Annotated in this window: 12 protein-coding genes; 10 read left to right on the forward strand and 2 right to left on the reverse strand. The window is 45.8% G+C overall.

Annotated elements, in window-relative coordinates:
- Positions 1–130: 130 nt before the first annotated feature.
- The gene (prfC, locus tag QUB51_RS11160) at positions 131–1,759 is read right to left on the reverse strand and encodes a peptide chain release factor 3 (protein WP_333261339.1); all 1,629 of its coding nucleotides are present in this window, start codon (positions 1,757–1,759) and stop codon (positions 131–133) included.
- Between the two features lie 526 nt (positions 1,760–2,285).
- Between prfC and QUB51_RS11165 the strand changes: the two genes are divergently transcribed.
- The gene (locus QUB51_RS11165) at positions 2,286–2,630 is read left to right on the forward strand and encodes a DUF4870 domain-containing protein (protein ID WP_333058248.1); all 345 of its coding nucleotides are present in this window, start codon (positions 2,286–2,288) and stop codon (positions 2,628–2,630) included.
- Between the two features lie 1,035 nt (positions 2,631–3,665).
- On the opposite strand, the gene QUB51_RS11170 is transcribed toward QUB51_RS11165, so the two are convergent.
- On the reverse strand, positions 3,666–6,581 hold the full coding sequence (locus QUB51_RS11170) for a CBS domain-containing protein (protein ID WP_333234136.1): 2,916 nt from the start codon (positions 6,579–6,581) through the stop codon (positions 3,666–3,668).
- Between the two features lie 316 nt (positions 6,582–6,897).
- Here QUB51_RS11170 and psbZ point away from each other — a divergent pair, with 316 nt between their 5' ends.
- The 9 genes from psbZ to rimO all read left to right on the forward strand — a co-directional run bounded on the left by psbZ (position 6,898) and on the right by rimO (position 17,556).
- Positions 6,898–7,089 carry a photosystem II reaction center protein PsbZ gene (gene psbZ / locus QUB51_RS11175; RefSeq protein ID WP_190735314.1) on the forward strand — a complete coding sequence of 64 codons (192 nt, stop codon included), beginning with the start codon at positions 6,898–6,900 and terminating at the stop codon, positions 7,087–7,089.
- Between the two features lie 220 nt (positions 7,090–7,309).
- Complete coding sequence (gene ribH / locus QUB51_RS11180; protein ID WP_333209091.1) at positions 7,310–7,903, forward strand: 6,7-dimethyl-8-ribityllumazine synthase; 594 nt, start codon at positions 7,310–7,312, stop codon at positions 7,901–7,903.
- A gap of 1,561 nt (positions 7,904–9,464) precedes the next feature.
- Positions 9,465–10,703 (forward strand): sedoheptulose 7-phosphate cyclase, encoded by a 1,239-nt coding sequence (locus QUB51_RS11185; RefSeq protein ID WP_333052703.1) that lies wholly within the window; start codon positions 9,465–9,467, stop codon positions 10,701–10,703.
- A gap of 2 nt (positions 10,704–10,705) precedes the next feature.
- Positions 10,706–11,509 (forward strand): class I SAM-dependent methyltransferase, encoded by an 804-nt coding sequence (locus QUB51_RS11190; protein WP_333052705.1) that lies wholly within the window; start codon positions 10,706–10,708, stop codon positions 11,507–11,509.
- Between the two features lie 286 nt (positions 11,510–11,795).
- The gene (locus QUB51_RS11195; protein WP_333052706.1) at positions 11,796–13,190 is read left to right on the forward strand and encodes an ATP-grasp domain-containing protein; all 1,395 of its coding nucleotides are present in this window, start codon (positions 11,796–11,798) and stop codon (positions 13,188–13,190) included.
- A gap of 2 nt (positions 13,191–13,192) precedes the next feature.
- Complete coding sequence (locus QUB51_RS11200; protein WP_333052707.1) at positions 13,193–14,218, forward strand: ATP-binding protein; 1,026 nt, start codon at positions 13,193–13,195, stop codon at positions 14,216–14,218.
- Between the two features lie 246 nt (positions 14,219–14,464).
- A complete protein-coding gene (locus QUB51_RS11205; protein ID WP_333052709.1) occupies positions 14,465–15,103 on the forward strand; it encodes a Uma2 family endonuclease in 639 nt (212 codons plus the stop codon).
- Positions 15,104–15,332: 229 nt separating this feature from the next.
- Positions 15,333–15,956, forward strand: coding sequence for a Uma2 family endonuclease (locus tag QUB51_RS11210; protein WP_333261344.1), 624 nt, complete (start codon positions 15,333–15,335; stop codon positions 15,954–15,956).
- Positions 15,957–16,227: 271 nt separating this feature from the next.
- The gene (gene rimO / locus QUB51_RS11215; RefSeq protein WP_333052712.1) at positions 16,228–17,556 is read left to right on the forward strand and encodes a 30S ribosomal protein S12 methylthiotransferase RimO; all 1,329 of its coding nucleotides are present in this window, start codon (positions 16,228–16,230) and stop codon (positions 17,554–17,556) included.
- The last annotated feature ends 540 nt before the right edge of the window (positions 17,557–18,096 follow it).

The raw sequence follows: 18,096 nt of genomic DNA on the forward strand, positions 1-18,096 counted from the left end.
TCAAAGAAACCCGGTTTTTGGTCGAATCTACGAATCAAAACCAAGAATTATCGAAAAAACCCGGTTTTTAGCCCCGTGTGTCAGCTCTGAAAATGACTTAACCTAACCCGGAATCAACCAATTATCCCCCTCACTCCTCGCTAACAGCCAAACCAGAAACCACAGGGGCGATCGCATTTAACTTCAAAACAGGATGCTCCCCTTCCACCTGCCGGCAATTCCACTCATTTCTAAACAGCAAAACCGGCCTTCCCCAAGTATCTTTCACCGTCACCGTATTAAACAGCCGCCCAACTTTTTCCAGAGCCTCCCAACCGCCGTCAACCCAACGAGCTACACTGTAAGGCAACATATCGATCGTCGTTTCCACATTATATTCCGACTGCATTCTGAACTGCACAACTTCAAATTGCAACTGTCCGACAGCCGCCAAAATTGGCTCGCGTTTCGACTCATCAACCGAGTACATAATTTGCACTGCGCCTTCTTCCTGCAACTCCGAAACGCCTTTGCGGAACTGCTTAAACTTAGAAGGATTGGGATTTCTCAAAAAAGCAAAAAGTTCGGGAGAAAAACAGGGTATCCCTTCATATTCCAGTTTTTGGCCGGTGTAAATAGTATCGCCGATCGCAAATACTCCCGGATTGTTCAAACCGATCACATCGCCCGGATAAGCAACCTCGATCGACTCCCGATCCTGAGCAAATAACTTTTGAGGCCTTGACAAACGCACCGTTTTACCACTGCGAGCGTGAGTCACGTTCATGTCCTTTTCAAACTTGCCCGTACAAACCCGAATAAACGCCACCCGATCGCGGTGTCTTGGGTCCATATTCGCTTGCAACTTAAACACAAACCCGGTAAAATATTCATAAGTTGGCGGCAAATCTCCGGCGCTGCTCTTGCGGGCGATCGGCTTCATAGCGTAATCTAAAAACGCATCTAAAAACAGTTCGACCCCAAAATTGCTCATGGCGCTGCCAAAGAAAACAGGCGTCATTTTGCCAGCCCGAACTAAATCTAAATCGAGTTCAGTTCCCAACTCATCCAGCAGTTCTAACTCTTCTTTGAGCTGATAGTAAAGGTCTTGTTCCAACAAATCTTCAATGCGCGGATCGCCCAATTCGATGACGGTATCAACAGCAGCGCGAGAACCGTGTTTAGTCCGCTCGAATAAGTGAATTTTGCGCGCCCTGCGATCGAAAACACCTTTAAAGCGATCGCCCGTACCTATCGGCCAATTTACCGGATAAGTCTGCAACCCCAATTCCTTCTCAATTTCGTCCAACAAATCCAAAGGTTCTCTGCTAGGGCGATCGAGCTTATTAAAGAAAGTAAAAATAGGCAAACTTCGCAGCTTACAAACTTCAAATAACTTCCGAGTTTGCGGTTCCAAACCCTTAGCAGCATCCTCAAGCATCACCGCATTGTCAGCCGCCGCCAGAGTTCGATAAGTATCTTCGCTAAAATCTTGGTGTCCCGGAGTATCTAGCAGATTAATGTGATATTTTTTATACTCAAACTGCAAAACAGTAGAAGTAATAGAAATTCCCCGCTGCTGTTCCATCGCCATCCAGTCAGACGTAGCGTGTCGCTGAGCCCGCCGCGCTTTCACAGAACCTGCTTCGTGAATTGCACCTCCGTACAGCAGCAGCTTTTCTGTCAAAGTAGTTTTTCCCGCGTCAGGGTGCGAGATAATAGCAAAGTTGCGCCGGCGCTCAACAGCAGTTAGCAGTTCAGTTTCGAGTTCTGTTGTCATCAAAAAAAATCCGTAAGTGGGAACTCAGTCCCTTTAGGGCTGAGAGGGAAACGGCTCGGCGGTTGAAACCGCCGTGAATCTTTCCATTACACGGGGATTGCTTAATTCGGTGTACTTTTGTAATGTACTTTCAGTGGGACAATTACCACCTCAAACCTCGCAACCCGCTCACGCATAATGTTTGCTCTTTCGAGCCTCCCTTTCGGGGTAATGTTCGCCTCGCCAAGGTTATAAGAGCTTGTTAGGCTTGCAACACTGTTTCAGTGACCTTAAAACTGTTTAATTGCAAGCGACAGAGCAGGGAACTGGCGTCGCATTCGCCTGGTGTCGTGACTCAAATAACGTAGTCAATTAAGACTTAGGCTGGTCAGTACAGCTTGCTTGATTACTCTTACAAGCTCAGTCCCTTTAGGGCTGGGTTACTGACCACAAATTAGGTAGGGGAATCATCACCCGATCGCCATTATAGCCTGTGCTACAGTTGCTATTAAAGGTAAAATTATCAATAAAGTCAAGGAAAAGTAATATGTACGACTCTGACAAGCGGAAGCTGCTATCACTGGTGTGCCACGGGGCGATTTTTTTCAGCACGTTACTGTTCTCGATCGGAGCGCCGATCGCTGTATTGTTAGTATCAGATGACCCCGTTGTCAAAGAAAACGCCACAGAAGCCATCAATTTTCACCTTAATGTATGGCTGTACAGCGCCGTAATTGTGGCGTTAACTGTCGTCACTTTTGGTCTTGCTGGCTTTATCCTAGTCCCCCTAGGTTATCTGCTACACTGGGGACTGACAATAATGGCTATCCTCCACGTTTTGCAAACTCCTAACCAACCTTACCGCTACCCTTTTATTTTCCGAATAGTGTAGACAGAAAATCGCGCTTCACCATCGATTTCAATAACCCGATTTCTTTAAGCAGAAACCGGGTTTTTAATTGTTTTATAACTCACATTCGCTCCCCCAAACTGGCAAATACACTGCTTAATATTATGTCCCGTCGATTACCCCTAATACCGTAGGGGTTCCCCTCACGAAAAATATATTCCAATAATTGACAATCTCAAAAACCCGCCCTTTTAATCGCTCGATCGGACATGATATAAGTGATAAAGAGGGTTGATGATCGGAGACAAGATTCAGTAAAAAAACTTAAAAATTTGTGAAGCTAAGCATCATCTAGTTGGAATTCCAGAAAATTGACCTAACATCATGAGTGAAATCTTGTTAATCCATAAAAAATCAAAAATCAGAGTACAATCAACTATTAATTATGGTGTTTTCGCCCTGTTGCAGGGCTGCTGTGAACGCTAAGTTGAGCTTCCATTGATGCCGTTTCCCACACTATGCTACCGCCTTTGGGTTATTTCGCGGAGTTAGGGCGGATGTTCGATCGCTCGGAACCATCATTTTTGCTTTAGCTGTGCTATTTTTGCATCGGGCGATCGTTTTATTGGAATATTCCACCAATTCTATCTCTACCAGGTGTATTAAAACTTAATACAATATTTTTCCAATAAAAATCCCGCTCTTGTGGAACGGGAAAGCCATCAGGGTGCATCTATATATATGTCACTATAACTCATAGGGGGTATAACCCCTCGTAGCTTTATCGAATCTTTACAATCACAAAATTTTTGTAAAGATTGAGGTTTTTATTTGACTGATTAGCCGTTTTATGAAATTAAAATGGAAAATGCTGACATTTATAAAATCCAGTGACTTTCCAAGGACAATTGCGATTAAACCAGGAGCGTGATGTTTCTTCACCTTAATTCTCGAAATATCAATAATGTACGATCGCCTGGTTAGCCTGTTTGGGATTGAAAACTAAAAATTCAGTAGAGTGCGTCAGCAATTAGCTAATCAATTATAGAAAAAATAACGCGCTGCTGACGCACCTTACTAAGTTTGAGGATAACGTTGTGCTAAGAAAGAGATAGCAGCAGCCCGATCGCCCAAATCGCCATCCAACTTCGCCGCCAACAAATCATCCAACATTCGTTTAAACCCAGGCCCTGGCTTATAACCCAAAGCCTTCAAATCGTTGCCATTCAAAGGCGGCTCAACATTCGTCCATTTGGTGAGATATTCCCAAATTTGGCGGCGTGCACTTCGCGGACTTTGTAGGGCGATCGCAATTAACACCGGCAATTCATAATTCCTCAACAGCAACACCAACTGACTCGGCAACTCGCACTTAGGCAAATTCTCCGCTAACTGCTTCTTTCCGGCTTCCAAAACTTCCAACCGCTTAATACTGTCAGCAGGTAACTGAAGATTTGCAGCCACCTTGCCGCGATATTCCGGTGCTACATAAGCTATCAAAACTTCCAGCCGCATCTGCCAATCGGGAATATTGATAATTGGGAATTGGGAATTGGGAATTGGGGATTGAGCCTTGAGAATAGTTGCTTTTTCTTTTTCTTCCTTCTTCCCTATTCCCTCTTCCTTATTCCCTCTGACTCGTGACTCACCCTCAATCATTAATCCGTGTATCCGTGTCAAAATCCGTGTCGTGCCTTCCTTCTTCCTTCCTTGCAAACACCGATCGAGCAAACGCAGTTGCCGCCACAACTCCCGATCCAACTCCAAAGTAGGATGAATACAGCGCAAAGCCTGCAAATCTCCCAGCATTTGCAAAGCAACTTTCCAGTAATGAGCTTGCAAAATGTATTTCAATTCGCTTTTGAGTCGAGTTTCCAAAGCCGGAGCTCGGCCATTTTCCCCCTGAATTCGGTAATAAATCCCGCTAGCCAAAGCGTTGCGGATGTATCCTTCCGTCTGCGGCTCAATTTCAAACCCCAACCGCACCGCAAATCGCACAGCGCGATAAATTCGCGTCGGATCTTCGATAAAACTATTGGCGTGCAAAACTCGAATTTGCTTCGATTCCAAATCCAGCAAACCGCAGAAAAAATCTAACAATTCGCCGCTGCGAGGAACACCCAACCGCACAGCCAGCGCATTAATTGTAAAATCCCTGCGGTACAAATCTTGGCGAATCGAACTCGCTTCAACTTCAGGATTTGCCGCCGGATAAGGGTAAAATTCAGTGCGAGCCGTAGCGATATCCACCCACAGCGAGCCGAAAGCAGAGTCTTTGTGCCACAAAAGCGCGGCGGTTTGAAATTGACCGTGAACGTCCAAACGCGATTCAGGGTAAAGTTTTTGCAGCGATGAAGCTAACTCGACACCAGCACCGGAATCGTCGGAACCGCACTTTCCATCCACAACCAAATCGATATCTGTTAGCGCCAGTGTATCATCCGTGGCTAAGAGTAAATCCCGGACTGCTCCACCCACAATATAAAGTTGCCAGCCGCGATTTTGGGCAATATTGGCGGCGATCGACAATAATTGCCATAATTCGGGACTGATGCGCGATCGCAACAACTGCTCAACCGATTCGGACACGGCACAATAAGAGAATTCTGCATTACTTCCCCTGTCTCGCGCTTTTTGCTGGTGCAATTCCCGCAACACATCAGTGCGAGTCACAATTCCCACCAGTTGACCGTTTTCCAATACTGGCAAGCGCCCGATATCGTATGTCACCATTAAAGATTCAATTTCCGGCAGCAAGGTATCTGGGGCGATCGTTTTTAACTGCGGACTCATGTAACCCTTGACGGGGGCGTGGCTGAAACCGTGGTGCAGGGCAATGTCAATGTCGCGGCGCGAGATAATGCCAGCCAGTCGATCGCCCGCATCGACCACAGAAAGCCCTGAATGTCCGTAACGTAGGAGTATACGGTGAGCTTCCCCCACCGAGGTTTCCGGGCGAATACTCCGCACTGGAGACGACATTAACTCGCGCGCTGTCGGAGGGTGGGGAATTTGAGCTTTCAGTTCGTCAGCTAACTGATTTAAAGTCAGCAGGGGGTCAACATCGCGGGTAGCGAGGGAAGCGGCGCGGGCGTGGCCTCCGCCGCCGAAGGGTTTGAACAATTCGCTGAGGTTTGTGCCTTCGATGCGCGATCGACCGATAATAGTTAATCGATTGGAAACTGGCGATTCTGGAGCGATGTTGCGGTTGTTTTCGTTGTCGCTAAATTTATAAACATTACCTAACAGCAGAGCATCGGTTTCCGTTAAATCGAGCAAGCGAGAAGCCAGCGAAGAAAGTCCCGGAACATAAGCTTCAGTAGACAGCAGCACCCAGGCTACGCTGTAACCGTGCAAAGTTTCCGATCGCAAATTCTTGAGCGCTTCTCTGAGCAAATCTTGCAATTGAGGAGACAAAGCGGGTTCTACATATTCAGCTATTACCCCCAAACTCGCTCCCTGTTCCATCAACCAGGCCAAAGCTATGGCATCTCGCGCAGTTGCGCCCTCAAAGGTGAGGGAACCTGTATCGACGTGGATGCCGAGGGCCATTACTGTTGCTTCCGAAGGCAGAAGGCGGAAGGGTATGTCGCTGTTTTCTGCTTGATTTTTGAGCTTTTCAACAATTAATGTTGTGCTGGCTCCGACTGCTTCGATCTGCGTAACAGTAGCGGGGATGTCTGAATGCGCTTCTAGGTGGTGGTCGAAAATAGCAATTTCCCTTACTTGTGGCAAATCCAGCCACTCGGCGGCTTTTCCCAAACGATCGCGCCCGGAGGCATCCACTATAGTAATCGATCGAATTTGTTGCGGATTGACCGATCGGCGTTCAATCAGTGGGTACTCGTCGCGGTGTAGCGCCAAAAAGTCCCGCACCGTCGGATGACACCCGCCCGTCAATACGATCCTGCTACCGGGGCGCAGCACGCAAAGTCCCACCGCCGCCCCCAAGGCGTCAAAATCTGCTGTTGTGTGGCACAAAACTAAGTCCATAGCCGAAAATCCCGCATCTCTAACTCAAACAGTAGCAATTTCTCGCCCTCTGAAACCGGATGTGTCGATCGGGCTTTAAGTTAACCTTTCCAGTTTTCTGTGCTGTAACGAACAATGATAAAATTGATAAAAATCTTAAGAGCCGCTGACGCCTGTTCGCGCAACGCCCGAATTTGCCTGGGTTCTTTCGTATCAATCAACCGACAATTTCTCGATCGACTATCGGGAAACTGTCAAAAACTAGAATTTGGAAGATTTTTTTCGGTTCTGGGAAACTATTTCCGCTCAACGCACGGTTATATCGAAAGGAGAAAAGATGTTATCAATTCTGTTTCAAGTCGTTTTACTGGGTCTGGTACTGCTGTCTTTTGTGATGGTCGTTGGCGTGCCAGTTGCTTATGCCTCTCCCCAAAACTGGAATCAGTCTAAATCCCTGATTTATGTCGGATCGGGTCTGTGGTTTTTGCTGGTTATTGCAGTGGGTGTATTGAACTTTTTAGTCGTTTAATTTCACCCAAGTCTATCGGATAAAGAAGGTAAAAGATAGAAGGATGAAGGCATTCACCAGCGATTAAAAGGCATTCGGCAGAAGCTAGGCATTTTCCAGACCGCGCGATTCTGTATGTTTTTGCACTTGAGATTCAGATGAGATGCTGCTGCTTTCTGACTTTTGCCTTCTCACAAACAAAACTCTAAAACCTAAAATCTAAAATCTAAAGTAGAACACTATGACTGTTTTCGAGGGAACTTTTACTCACACCGAATCTTTGCGATTTGCGATTGTCATCGGTCGTTTTAACGATTTGGTGGTTAACAAACTTTTGGAGGGATGTCAAGATTGTTTGAAACGCCACGGGGTTGATATTAATCCTCATGGATCTCAGGTGGACTTTTTTTGGGTTCCGGGAAGTTTTGAGATTCCTTTGGTGGCGCGCCAAGCGGCTCTTTCTCACCGCTACGATGCGGTAATTTGTCTGGGTGCGGTAATTCGGGGCCAAACTCCTCATTTCGATTTTGTGGCTGGTGAGGTTGCTAAGGGAATTGCTGCGGCTGCTTTTCAGACAGGGGTGCCGGTGATTTTTGGGGTGGTGACGACTGACACGATGCAGCAAGCTTTGGAAAGGGCTGGAATTAAAAGCAATTTGGGCTGGAATTATGCGATGAGTGCTTTGGAAATGGGTACTTTGATGCGCCAAGTTAAGGGTTTGGGAACACACTCTTACGATCATCGATTAACTACTGGATCTGCTGCTCAAGTGCTTTCGGGTGAAGCAAATCTGGCGATCGCCCCCGATGTATCGTCGGATCAAATCCCCTCGTAAGTTCGGCTAGCAATATTTTTAAGCTAAAAAGCATCAAGATTTGCATCGGGAAAAATCTTAAGACTCTTGTGGGGTGGTGATTATACCCGCCCCCAAGGTAAAAATTCCACTCTGGGCCGATCGACAAATTAGACCAATATCTTGCCCATTGGAAATGGGTACTTTGATGCCTCAAGTTAATAGTTTGGGCGGCAATTTTGACCAATAATTTCAAAGGTGGTACCCGCCACGTCATTTATCCGTGGAATCAATCCAAAATCTAAAATCTAAAATCCTCAAGAAAGAGCATTTATCTCGCGCAAGTCAATTCTAAAATCGAAAATCTAAAATCGAAAATCTAAAATCTAAAATCGAAAATCGAAAATCTAAAATCGAAAATCTAAAATCGAAAATCGAAAATCGAAAATCTAAAATCTAAAATCGAAAATCGAAAATCTAAAATCGAAAATCTAAAATCGAAAATCGAAAATCGAAAATCGAAAATCTAAAATCTAAAATCTAAAATCTAAAATCGAAAATCGAAAATCGAAAATCTAAAATCGAAAATCGAAAATCGAAAATCGAAAATCTAAAATCGAAAATCTAAAATCGAAAATCTAAAATCGAAAATCGAAAATCGAAAATCGAAAATCGAAAATCGAAAATCTAAAATCTAAAATCTAAAATCTAAAATCTAAAATCTAAAATCTAAAATCGATTGACGCTCCATTACCTGCGTCTGCTGCTGTTAAAGTGCTGTCGGGCGATCGGGCTTGATTTATAGCAATCCTAAATGATTCGTGTAATTCTTGTAGGGGCAAACCCCGTGGTTGCCCCGATGCAGGCTGGGGTAGGCACTCTTAGCACTACCCCTACATATTTTTACAAATGATGCGAGGATTGCTATATGTTCCCAGGAAATTTCGTAATCTAAAATCCAGGTTTATTATTCCCTTTATTAACTAGGCATTAATCGGCTGATTGGATATTTAATTTGGTTGATAATGGACCTCTTGCAAAAATAACTAGGACGGGATCTGGGGCCCATCCCACAAAAGTTATTTTTTCTTGTGGGATGGGCGTCCCGCCCGTCCAATAAATTTATGAAAAGGACTTTTGCAAGAGGTCTAATCAACTGGAAATACGCAGCGAACCCGCTCAAAAAAGATAAAGTGATTTCAACGATCGATCGCAACGAGTCGTTTCAATAGATGAGGCTGCTGTAATTTCCGGTTTTCGCGATTTGTCTCTGGATAATATGATATAAAAAAAAAATATATCAAATTTTACTGAATCTGGTTGCATAAAGATGAGAAATTCGTTATGTTGAATTTTGTGTAAGCATTGAGGCGGTCTCAAATCAATCCTCAAAATGCTTTAAGTATAAATACTCGATAAGCAGTATTTAACCTAGTCTTAACAAACAACTCTGAAAGTAAATTTTTAGGTAGATTGTTAAGTTCATATTAAATGACAAATTGTCAAGTTAATGTCTAGGAAGTTTGCCAGCAAAAGGATTGATACTTTTGAAGCTCGCCCAGATACTTACAGTTACTGATCAACATGAAAGTGCAAAAATCTTATGGGTGACATTCAAGCTACGTTTACATCTACCGATCGAGCTTTTCAAATTGAGGGGTACGAAAAAATAGATTTCAGCTTGCTCTACGTAGATGGTGCTTTCAAGCTGGAGAATCCTGAGATTGCGGATAGTTACCGCCAATTCGGTCGCTGTTTAATGGTTGTAGATGAAACAGTCTATGGTCTTTATGGTGGACAGATGCAGGATTATTTCAAGCATCACGAGATAGATTTAACAGTCTTTCCAGTTAATATCAAGGAACCTGATAAGACCTTAAAAACTTTTGAAAGCATCATAGATGCCTTCGTTGATTTCGGACTCGTGCGGAAGGAGCCTGTTTTGGTAGTCGGTGGTGGATTGACGACAGACGTAGCTGGTTTTGCCTGCTCATCCTATCGCCGTCGGACTAACTACATTCGCGTACCGACAACTTTAATTGGGCTGATTGATGCCAGTGTGGCAATCAAAGTAGCTGTGAACCACGGTAAGCTGAAAAACCGCCTCGGCGCTTACCACGCTTCGCAGAAAGTAATCTTAGATTTCTCCTTTCTGAAAACTCTGCCGATCGACCAAATACGAAACGGCATGGCAGAGTTAATTAAGATCGCCGTAGTAGGCAACAAAGAAATCTTCGAGTTGTTAGAAAACTACGGCGAAGCATTGCTGCACAGCCATTTTGGTTATTTAGACGGCACATCTGAACTGCGGGAAGTGGCCCATCGCTTAACCTACAACGCGATTCAGTCAATGCTGGCCTTAGAAGTACCAAACCTCCACGAGCTAGATTTGGATCGAGTGATAGCTTATGGTCACACTTGGAGTCCGACGCTGGAACTAACACCGGAAATTCCGATGTTCCACGGCCATAGTGTCGCCATCGATATGGCTTTTTCGGCCACCATTGCCCAACTGCGGGGCTACATTTCGATCGCCGATCGCGATCGCATCTTAAGATTAATGAGCCGCCTCGGACTAGCAATAGACAGCCCTTATCTCACATCAGAACTGCTCTGGAAAGCCACAACATCGATCAGTCGTACCCGCGACGGCCTTCAGCGTGCAGCAGCTCCATGCCCCATTGGTGACTGCTTTTTCATGAACGATTTAACTCGAACTGAGTTGGATGAAGCCCTAGCGGTGCATCGAGAAATCTGTCAGGGCTACCCGCGTCATGGCGATGGCGAGGATATGTATGTGGTATTGCAGAAAGTTGCAACTCGTTCCACAGCCGGGGTATAAAGATGAGACCCGTTACCCCAGTCGGGATTTTAGCCTCCTTACTCGAAAGTCTCGCCTCGCAAGTAGAAAAAATCGATAATCTCGATCGAGCTTTCAAGGCCCAATTACAACAAGCCTACGAACTAGCAAATGGTCTCGATCCGTACCTGAACCTTTGTACCACGCCGGAATCTCCCGCCTTAGCCACGTTAGTGAAGCGCACCCAATCAGAAGATTGGAGTAAGCGATTCTCTGACGGCGAGACAGTGCGGCAGTTGGAACAGGAAATGCTATCGGGCCATGTGGAAGGCCAAATGCTGAAATTTCTCGTCCATCTCACCAAAGCACAGCGCGTACTGGAAATCGGGATGTTTACCGGGTACTCAGCACTAGCGATGGCCGAAGCCCTGCCAGTGGATGGAGTGGTGGTAGCCTGCGAAGTAGATGCTTACGTCGCTGAATTTGCCCAGAAGTGTTTTCACGAATCTACTGCCGGCCACAAAATCTCAGTCAAGGTGGCACCGGCTCTAGAAACCATGAAACAATTGGCTGCTAATGGAGAAGTGTTCGATTTGGTATTTATCGATGCTGATAAAGCTGGATACATAGACTATCTCGATTTACTCCTAACTACCGGGCTGTTGGCTCCCAATGGCTTGATATGTGCAGACAATACTCTGATGCAGGGACAGCCATATTTGTCGGGTACTGCTACTGATAACGGAGTTGCGATCGCCAAATTCAACCAGGCTCTAGTTGACGATCCGCGCGTAGAGCAAGTGTTAGTGCCGCTGAGAGATGGATTGACCTTAATTCGGCGCGTTTAGAGCGTGTTCTCTTGCCCCGGAGATCCCCTTAATCAGGCGGGATCGGTCAAAGTCCTAATGCGGATTTAGCCGGATCAGATCAGTGCAACCGGATTCGATCTAATTCATCTGCGTTAATCTGTGTTTATCTTCCCTCATCTGCGGTTTAAAAAAGATAATTTATGAACCGCAGATGACAATTTATTAACGCGGATTAACGCAGATGAAGATCGGAGAGATGTGAATATTTCTGATGCTAACAGATTTGATATTACCTTTAATTAGAGTGTTTACTTACTAGAAAATTATGCTCGAAACAGTTTCTGTGGCAGCGATGCCATCTGAACAGGAAACAAACACTGGGAATAGGCGCTTCCAGACTGCATTCAAAACCATAGCCACATTAATTTTGCTGCTATTAGTAATGCCCCTGAATATTGCTTTAACTGCGATCGCCCTACTGAGATCCATCATCATCAAACCGTTTCAGTCTCGATCGACTACAGCCACTCCCCAAACGATTTTAATCAGTGGCGGCAAGATGACCAAAGCATTGCAGCTAGCCCGATCGTTCCATCAGGCCGGTCATCGGGTAATTTTGGTAGAAACCGAGAAATACTGGCTGACGGGTCATCGTTACTCTTGGGCAGTCGATCGCTTTTACACAGTACCAAACCCCCAGACAGATGAATACCCCCAAGCACTCTTAAAAATTGTCCAACAAGAGAAAGTTAATGTTTACGTTCCCGTTTGTAGTCCAGTCGCCAGTTACTACGATGCCGAAGTCAAAAGGGTACTTTCTGGGCACTGTACGGTAATGCACGTCGATGTCGAAACTCTGCAACGATTGGATGATAAATATGATTTTGCAAAAGCAGCGGAAGCATTGGGGCTGCGAGTTCCGAAGTCTTATCGCATTACTAATCCGCAGCAAGTAATCGATTTTGATTTTAGTGATGCACAGCGTCCATATATAATCAAAAGTATTCCCTACGATTCTGTTCGCAGGTTAAACTTAACTAAATTACCCTGCGAAACCCCAGCAGAAACTGCCACCTTTGTCAACTCATTACCAATTTCCGAGAGTAAACCTTGGATTATGCAAGAGTATATTCCGGGGCAAGAATTCTGCACTCATAGTACAATTCGTGATGGTCATCTTCAGTTGCACTGTTGCTGTGAATCGTCGGCTTTTCAGGTGAATTACCAGAATGTCGATCGCCCGGATATCGAAAATTGGATTCGTCAATTTGCCAAGAGTCTCAATCTGACAGGACAAGTTTCCTTTGATTTCATTCAGGCGGCGGATGATGGAGAGATTTACGCGATCGAATGCAACCCCCGCACCCATTCAGCCATCACGATGTTTTACAACCATCCCGATGTGGCAAAAGCTTATTTGGAACCCGACCCTTTACCGCAGACTGTGCAGCCTTTGGCATCTAGTCGCCCGACTTACTGGATTTACCATGAAATTTGGCGATTGGTGACTCATTTGCGATCGCCGAAGCTCGTTTCTGAGCGGTTACAAATTATCGCCCAAGGCAAAGATGCTATCTTCGAGTGGGACGATCCGCTGCCGTTTTTGATGGTGCATCATTGGCAAATTCCCTTGTTGTTATGGGGAAATTTACAGAAGCCGAAAGAGTGGATTCGGATTGATTTTAATATTGGCAAACTTGTGGAAATAGGGGGAGATTGAGGATGTCAGTAGTACGGGTTTTGCATTTAGTCGGATCGGCAGTTAGCGATTTTTTCTGTAATTTATCGCGGCTTTATGCAGAAGATTGTCTAAAAAATACGGCTAATTCAGCACTCTATGAATTTCATATAGCCTATATTTCTCCCGATCGCCAATGGCGTTTTCCTACATCTCTCGATCAAGGTGCGATCGCAGCCGCTAATCCCATGTCTCTAGCGGGCGCTGTAGAGGTGCTGACACAGCTAAAGATTGACGTAATGGTACCGCAGATGTTTTGCATCCCCGGCATGACTCAATACCGCAGCTTGTTCGATCTGCTGCATATTCCTTATGTGGGTAATCCGGCAGAGTTGATGGCGCTGACTGCTGACAAAGCCAAGACTAAGGCAGTAGTAGCAGCCGCTGGGGTAAGTGTACCGTTGGGAGAAGTTGTCCGCGCGGGCGATCGACCTTCTATTGACTTTCCGGTGGTGCTCAAGCCGCTGAATGCGGATAATTCTCTGGGAGTTGCCTTAGTTAAAAATGCTGCTGACTATGATGCGGCTTTGGAGACAGCATTGACTCATTCCGAGGAAGTGCTAGTAGAAAAATTCATTGAATTGGGTAGAGAAGTTCGCTGTGGAATTATCATCAAAGCAGGCGAATTAGTCTGTTTACCGCTGGAAGAGTATGCTCTAGATGCTGATACCAAACCGATTCGGAGTTATGCTGATAAGCTCAAACAAAATGACGATGGCAACTTGAGCTGTGTCGCTAAGGATAGTACCAAATCGTGGATAGTGGACATCAGCGATCCGGCAACCGAGAGAGTTTGGGATATGGCCAGAAAATGCCACATCGCTTTGGGTTGTCGCGATTATAGTCTATTTGATTTTCGCATCGATCCGCAGGGACAACCTTGGTTTTTGGAAGCGGGGCTGTACTGTTCTTTTGCTCAGAAAAGTGTGCTTTCTGCAATGACGAAAGCATCAGGAACTTCTCTGGATACTTTTTTTGAAAGTATGTTGCAAAATGCCTTGCAGAGATGACTCAGGCTGAGTTTGCGATCGGAGTAGCTAAAACATCACAAAATTTGTGAAATAATGATCGTATCAAGAACTTCTGTGGATAGTTTTAGATTCAGTCGATAGGCGCGATCGGTATTTTGACATTGTGGACACAATCTTATAGCAAACTTCACTTCCTATGTCAAGAATTTTCAGTATTTTACCGAAAAGACTTGTGCCATCTTTTAGCTTTCCGCATACTAATCACCAGACAGAGGAAACCACAACATGATCCAAACCATATCGAAAACAATCACGTTTGATGAGTTCGTTGCTTGGTATCCAGAGAACTCTGTCCATAAGTACGAACTACACAATGGAGTAATTGTTGAAATGCCTTTAGGAACCGGCCGTCATTCCCGCGTTACAGGTTTCATCCGTTCAAAACTATCAGTCGAAATTGACCGCCGCTCCTTACCTTATTCCATCCCCGGCGACTGCCTGCTCAAACCCGTCCGCAACGAGGCGGGCTACCTGCCAGACGCAGTTGTCCTAGACGAAGCAGCTCTGCGCCAGAGAGAACCGCGCTGGGATACGGAATCCATCATCACGATGGGGTCTTCGGTGCGACTGGCTGTAGAGGTCGTCAGTACCAACTGGCGGGACGATTACCATCTCAAATTCGCTGACTACGAAGAAATGGGCATCCCCGAATACTGGATTGTGGACTACCTTGGTTTGGGCGGCCGCAAGTTCATCGGCACTCCCAAGCAACCCACGCTCTCGGTTTGCCAGTTGGTTGACGGCGAGTATCAAATCAGCCAGTTTCGGGGAGATGACCGAGTTGAATCGCTGGCTTTCCCAGAGTTGAGGTTGACTGCCGAGTTGATTTTTCGAGGCGGTCTGCCCTTAACCGAGCCGAGCTAGAAGGAGTGGGGGGCGATCGGGTATCAAAAGGATATCAAATGGGTACAAAAGGACACCAATTTTGTGACAAATCGGCGTTTTGTACCAAGTGCTGTTTTGTCAGGACGGGCGATCCCAATTATATCAACTACAGTTTAATTTGTCAAGGATTAGAGGCAACGTTGCCTCTAATCCTTGTGTAATATTTGAGCTTTCCGCATACTAATCACCAGACAGAGGAAAACACAACATGATCCAAACCATATCCAAAACAATCACGTTTGATGAGTTCGTTGCTTGGTATCCAGAGAACTCTGTCCACAAGTACGAACTACACAATGGAGTAATTGTTGAAATGCCTTTAGGAACTGGCGACCATTCCGACGTTACAGGTTTCATTTCCGGTGAAATCAATTTTGAAATCAGGCGACTGCAATTGCCTTACTCTATCCCTGGTGATTGCTTGCTCAAGCTTGCGCGTAACGAATCTGGCTACCAGCCAGATGTAATTGTCCTAGACCGAACCGCACTTGCAAGCGAACCGCGCTGGAAAAAAGAATCAGTCATCACGATGGGGTCTTCGGTGCGACTAGCTGTAGAGGTGGTCAGTACGAACTGGCGGGATGATTATTTTTTCAAAGCTTCCGACTATGAAGAAATGGGCATTCCCGAATACTGGATTGTAGACTATCTTGGTTTAGGCGGTCGCAAGTTTATCGGCAATCCCAAACAACCCACTCTCTCGATTTACCAGCTAGTAGATGGGGAGTATCAGGTAAAACAGTTTAGGGGAAGCGAGACTGTTGAGTCGCTGGCTTTTCCAGAATTGAGCTTAACAGCAGAGAAGATTTTTCTTGCTGGCTTGCCGAACTAGCAAGTCGAAATTATGCAAAGGGCGTAAGATTGTCGAAGCCTTCCGACGACACCAAAACCTGACAATTGGGTCAAAATCTGGCAGCGAAAAAGCGGGAAAGTACGATCGCACAAAGCCTAAAAATTCTCATCTCGCCCACGATCGCACAAATATCACACAACAACTGCGGACACCACAACAGTCCAGAGCTTCCACATACACATTGCAATTTTTTAAATTGTGTGATATCATAAAACGTTCTTAAAAATAGCGCAACACTAACTATTACTGCATGGCAACGAAGCCAACGATCGCATTTACTCACCTCGGCTGCGAAAAAAATCGCATCGATACCGAACACATGATCGGCTTGCTGGCTCAAGCGGGCTATCAAGTGGATTCTAATGAAGAATTAGCCGATTATGTTGTAGTCAATACTTGTAGTTTTATCCAAGCTGCGCGAGAAGAGTCGGTCCGCACCTTGGTAGAATTGGCAGAAGCTAATAAAAAAGTAGTGATCACCGGCTGCATGGCACAGCACTTTCAGCAGGAATTGCTGGACGAATTGCCGGAAGCAGTCGCAATTGTCGGCACTGGCGACTATCATAAAATCGTCAATGTTATGCAGCAGGTGGAAAAGGGCGATCGAGTTTCCCTCGTCTCTAGTGAACCTACTTACATCGCTGACGAAACTACTCCCCGCTACCGCACGACATCGGAAGGTGTGGCTTATCTGCGTATAGCAGAAGGCTGCGACTACCGCTGTGCATTTTGCATTATCCCGCACTTGCGCGGAAATCAAAGATCGCGGACGATCGAGTCTATCGTCGCGGAAGCTAAGCAATTAGCCTCCGAAGGGGTAAAAGAAATTATCTTAATTTCTCAAATTACCACCAACTACGGCAAAGATATTTATGGCGAACCGAAACTCGCCGAACTACTGCGCGCTTTGGGTGAAGTAGATGTACCTTGGATTCGGATGCACTACGCCTATCCTACAGGTTTGACTCCGCAAGTTGTAGCAGCAATCCGCGAAACGCCCAACGTTTTGCCGTATTTGGATTTACCCCTGCAACACTCGCACCCGGAAATTCTGCAGGCGATGAATCGGCCTTTTCAAGCCGGGATCAATGATGCTATAGTCGATCGGCTCAAAGCAGCACTTCCCGGCGCCGTGATGCGGACAACTTTTATTGTCGGCTTCCCCGGCGAAACCGACGAACACGCAGCACACTTGCTGGAATTTGTCAAGCGCCACGAATTCGATCACGTAGGAGTTTTTGTATTTTCGCCAGAAGAAGGAACCCCAGCCTTCAGCTTGCCCCAGCAAATACCTGCAGAAATAATGGAAATGCGGCGCAATTTGGTAATGGCGGCACAACAACCTATATCATTGAAGAAGAATCAAGAGTCTGTCGGTCAGGTAGTTGATGTCCTGATAGAACAAGAACAACCAGAGACAGGTGAGTTGATTGGTAGATCCGCTCGGTTTTCCCCAGAAGTAGATGGACTCGTCTATGTGACAGGAGAAGCGCGACTGGGATCGATCGTATCTGTGAAAATTACTGGTGCAGATGTCTACGACCTCTACGGTCAAGTCGATTTTAGATTTGAGATTTGAGATTTGAGATTGACTGCACAGACTGATCTGGGAGCTCGATCTTTTGTCTAAAATTGTGGGATCGACCCTCATGAGTTGACGTGGCACTGTATCCGGTGCTCGGCGGGGTCAAGTCGATTTTAGATTTGAGATTTGAGATTTGAGATTGACTGCACAGACGGATCTGGAAGCTCGATCTTTTGTCTAAAATGGTGGGATCGACCCTCATGAGTTGACGTGGCACTGTATCCGGTGCTGGGCGGGGTCAAGTCGATTTTAGATTTGAGATTTTAGATTTGAGATTGACTGCACAGACGGATCTGGAAGCTCGATCTTTTGTCTAAAATGGTGGGATCGACCCTCATGAGTTGACGTGGCACTGTATCCGGTGCTCGGCGGGGTCAAGTCGATTTTAGATTTGAGATTTGAGATTTGAGATTGACTGCACAGACGGATCTGGAAGCTCGATCTTTTGTCTAAAATGGTGGGATCGACCCTCATGAGTTGACGTGGCACTGTATCCGGTGCTCGGCGGGGTCAAGTCGATTTTAGATTTGAGAT

The organism is Microcoleus sp. AT8-A3, assembly GCF_036705675.1.
Lineage (GTDB): Bacteria > Cyanobacteriota > Cyanobacteriia > Cyanobacteriales > Microcoleaceae > Microcoleus.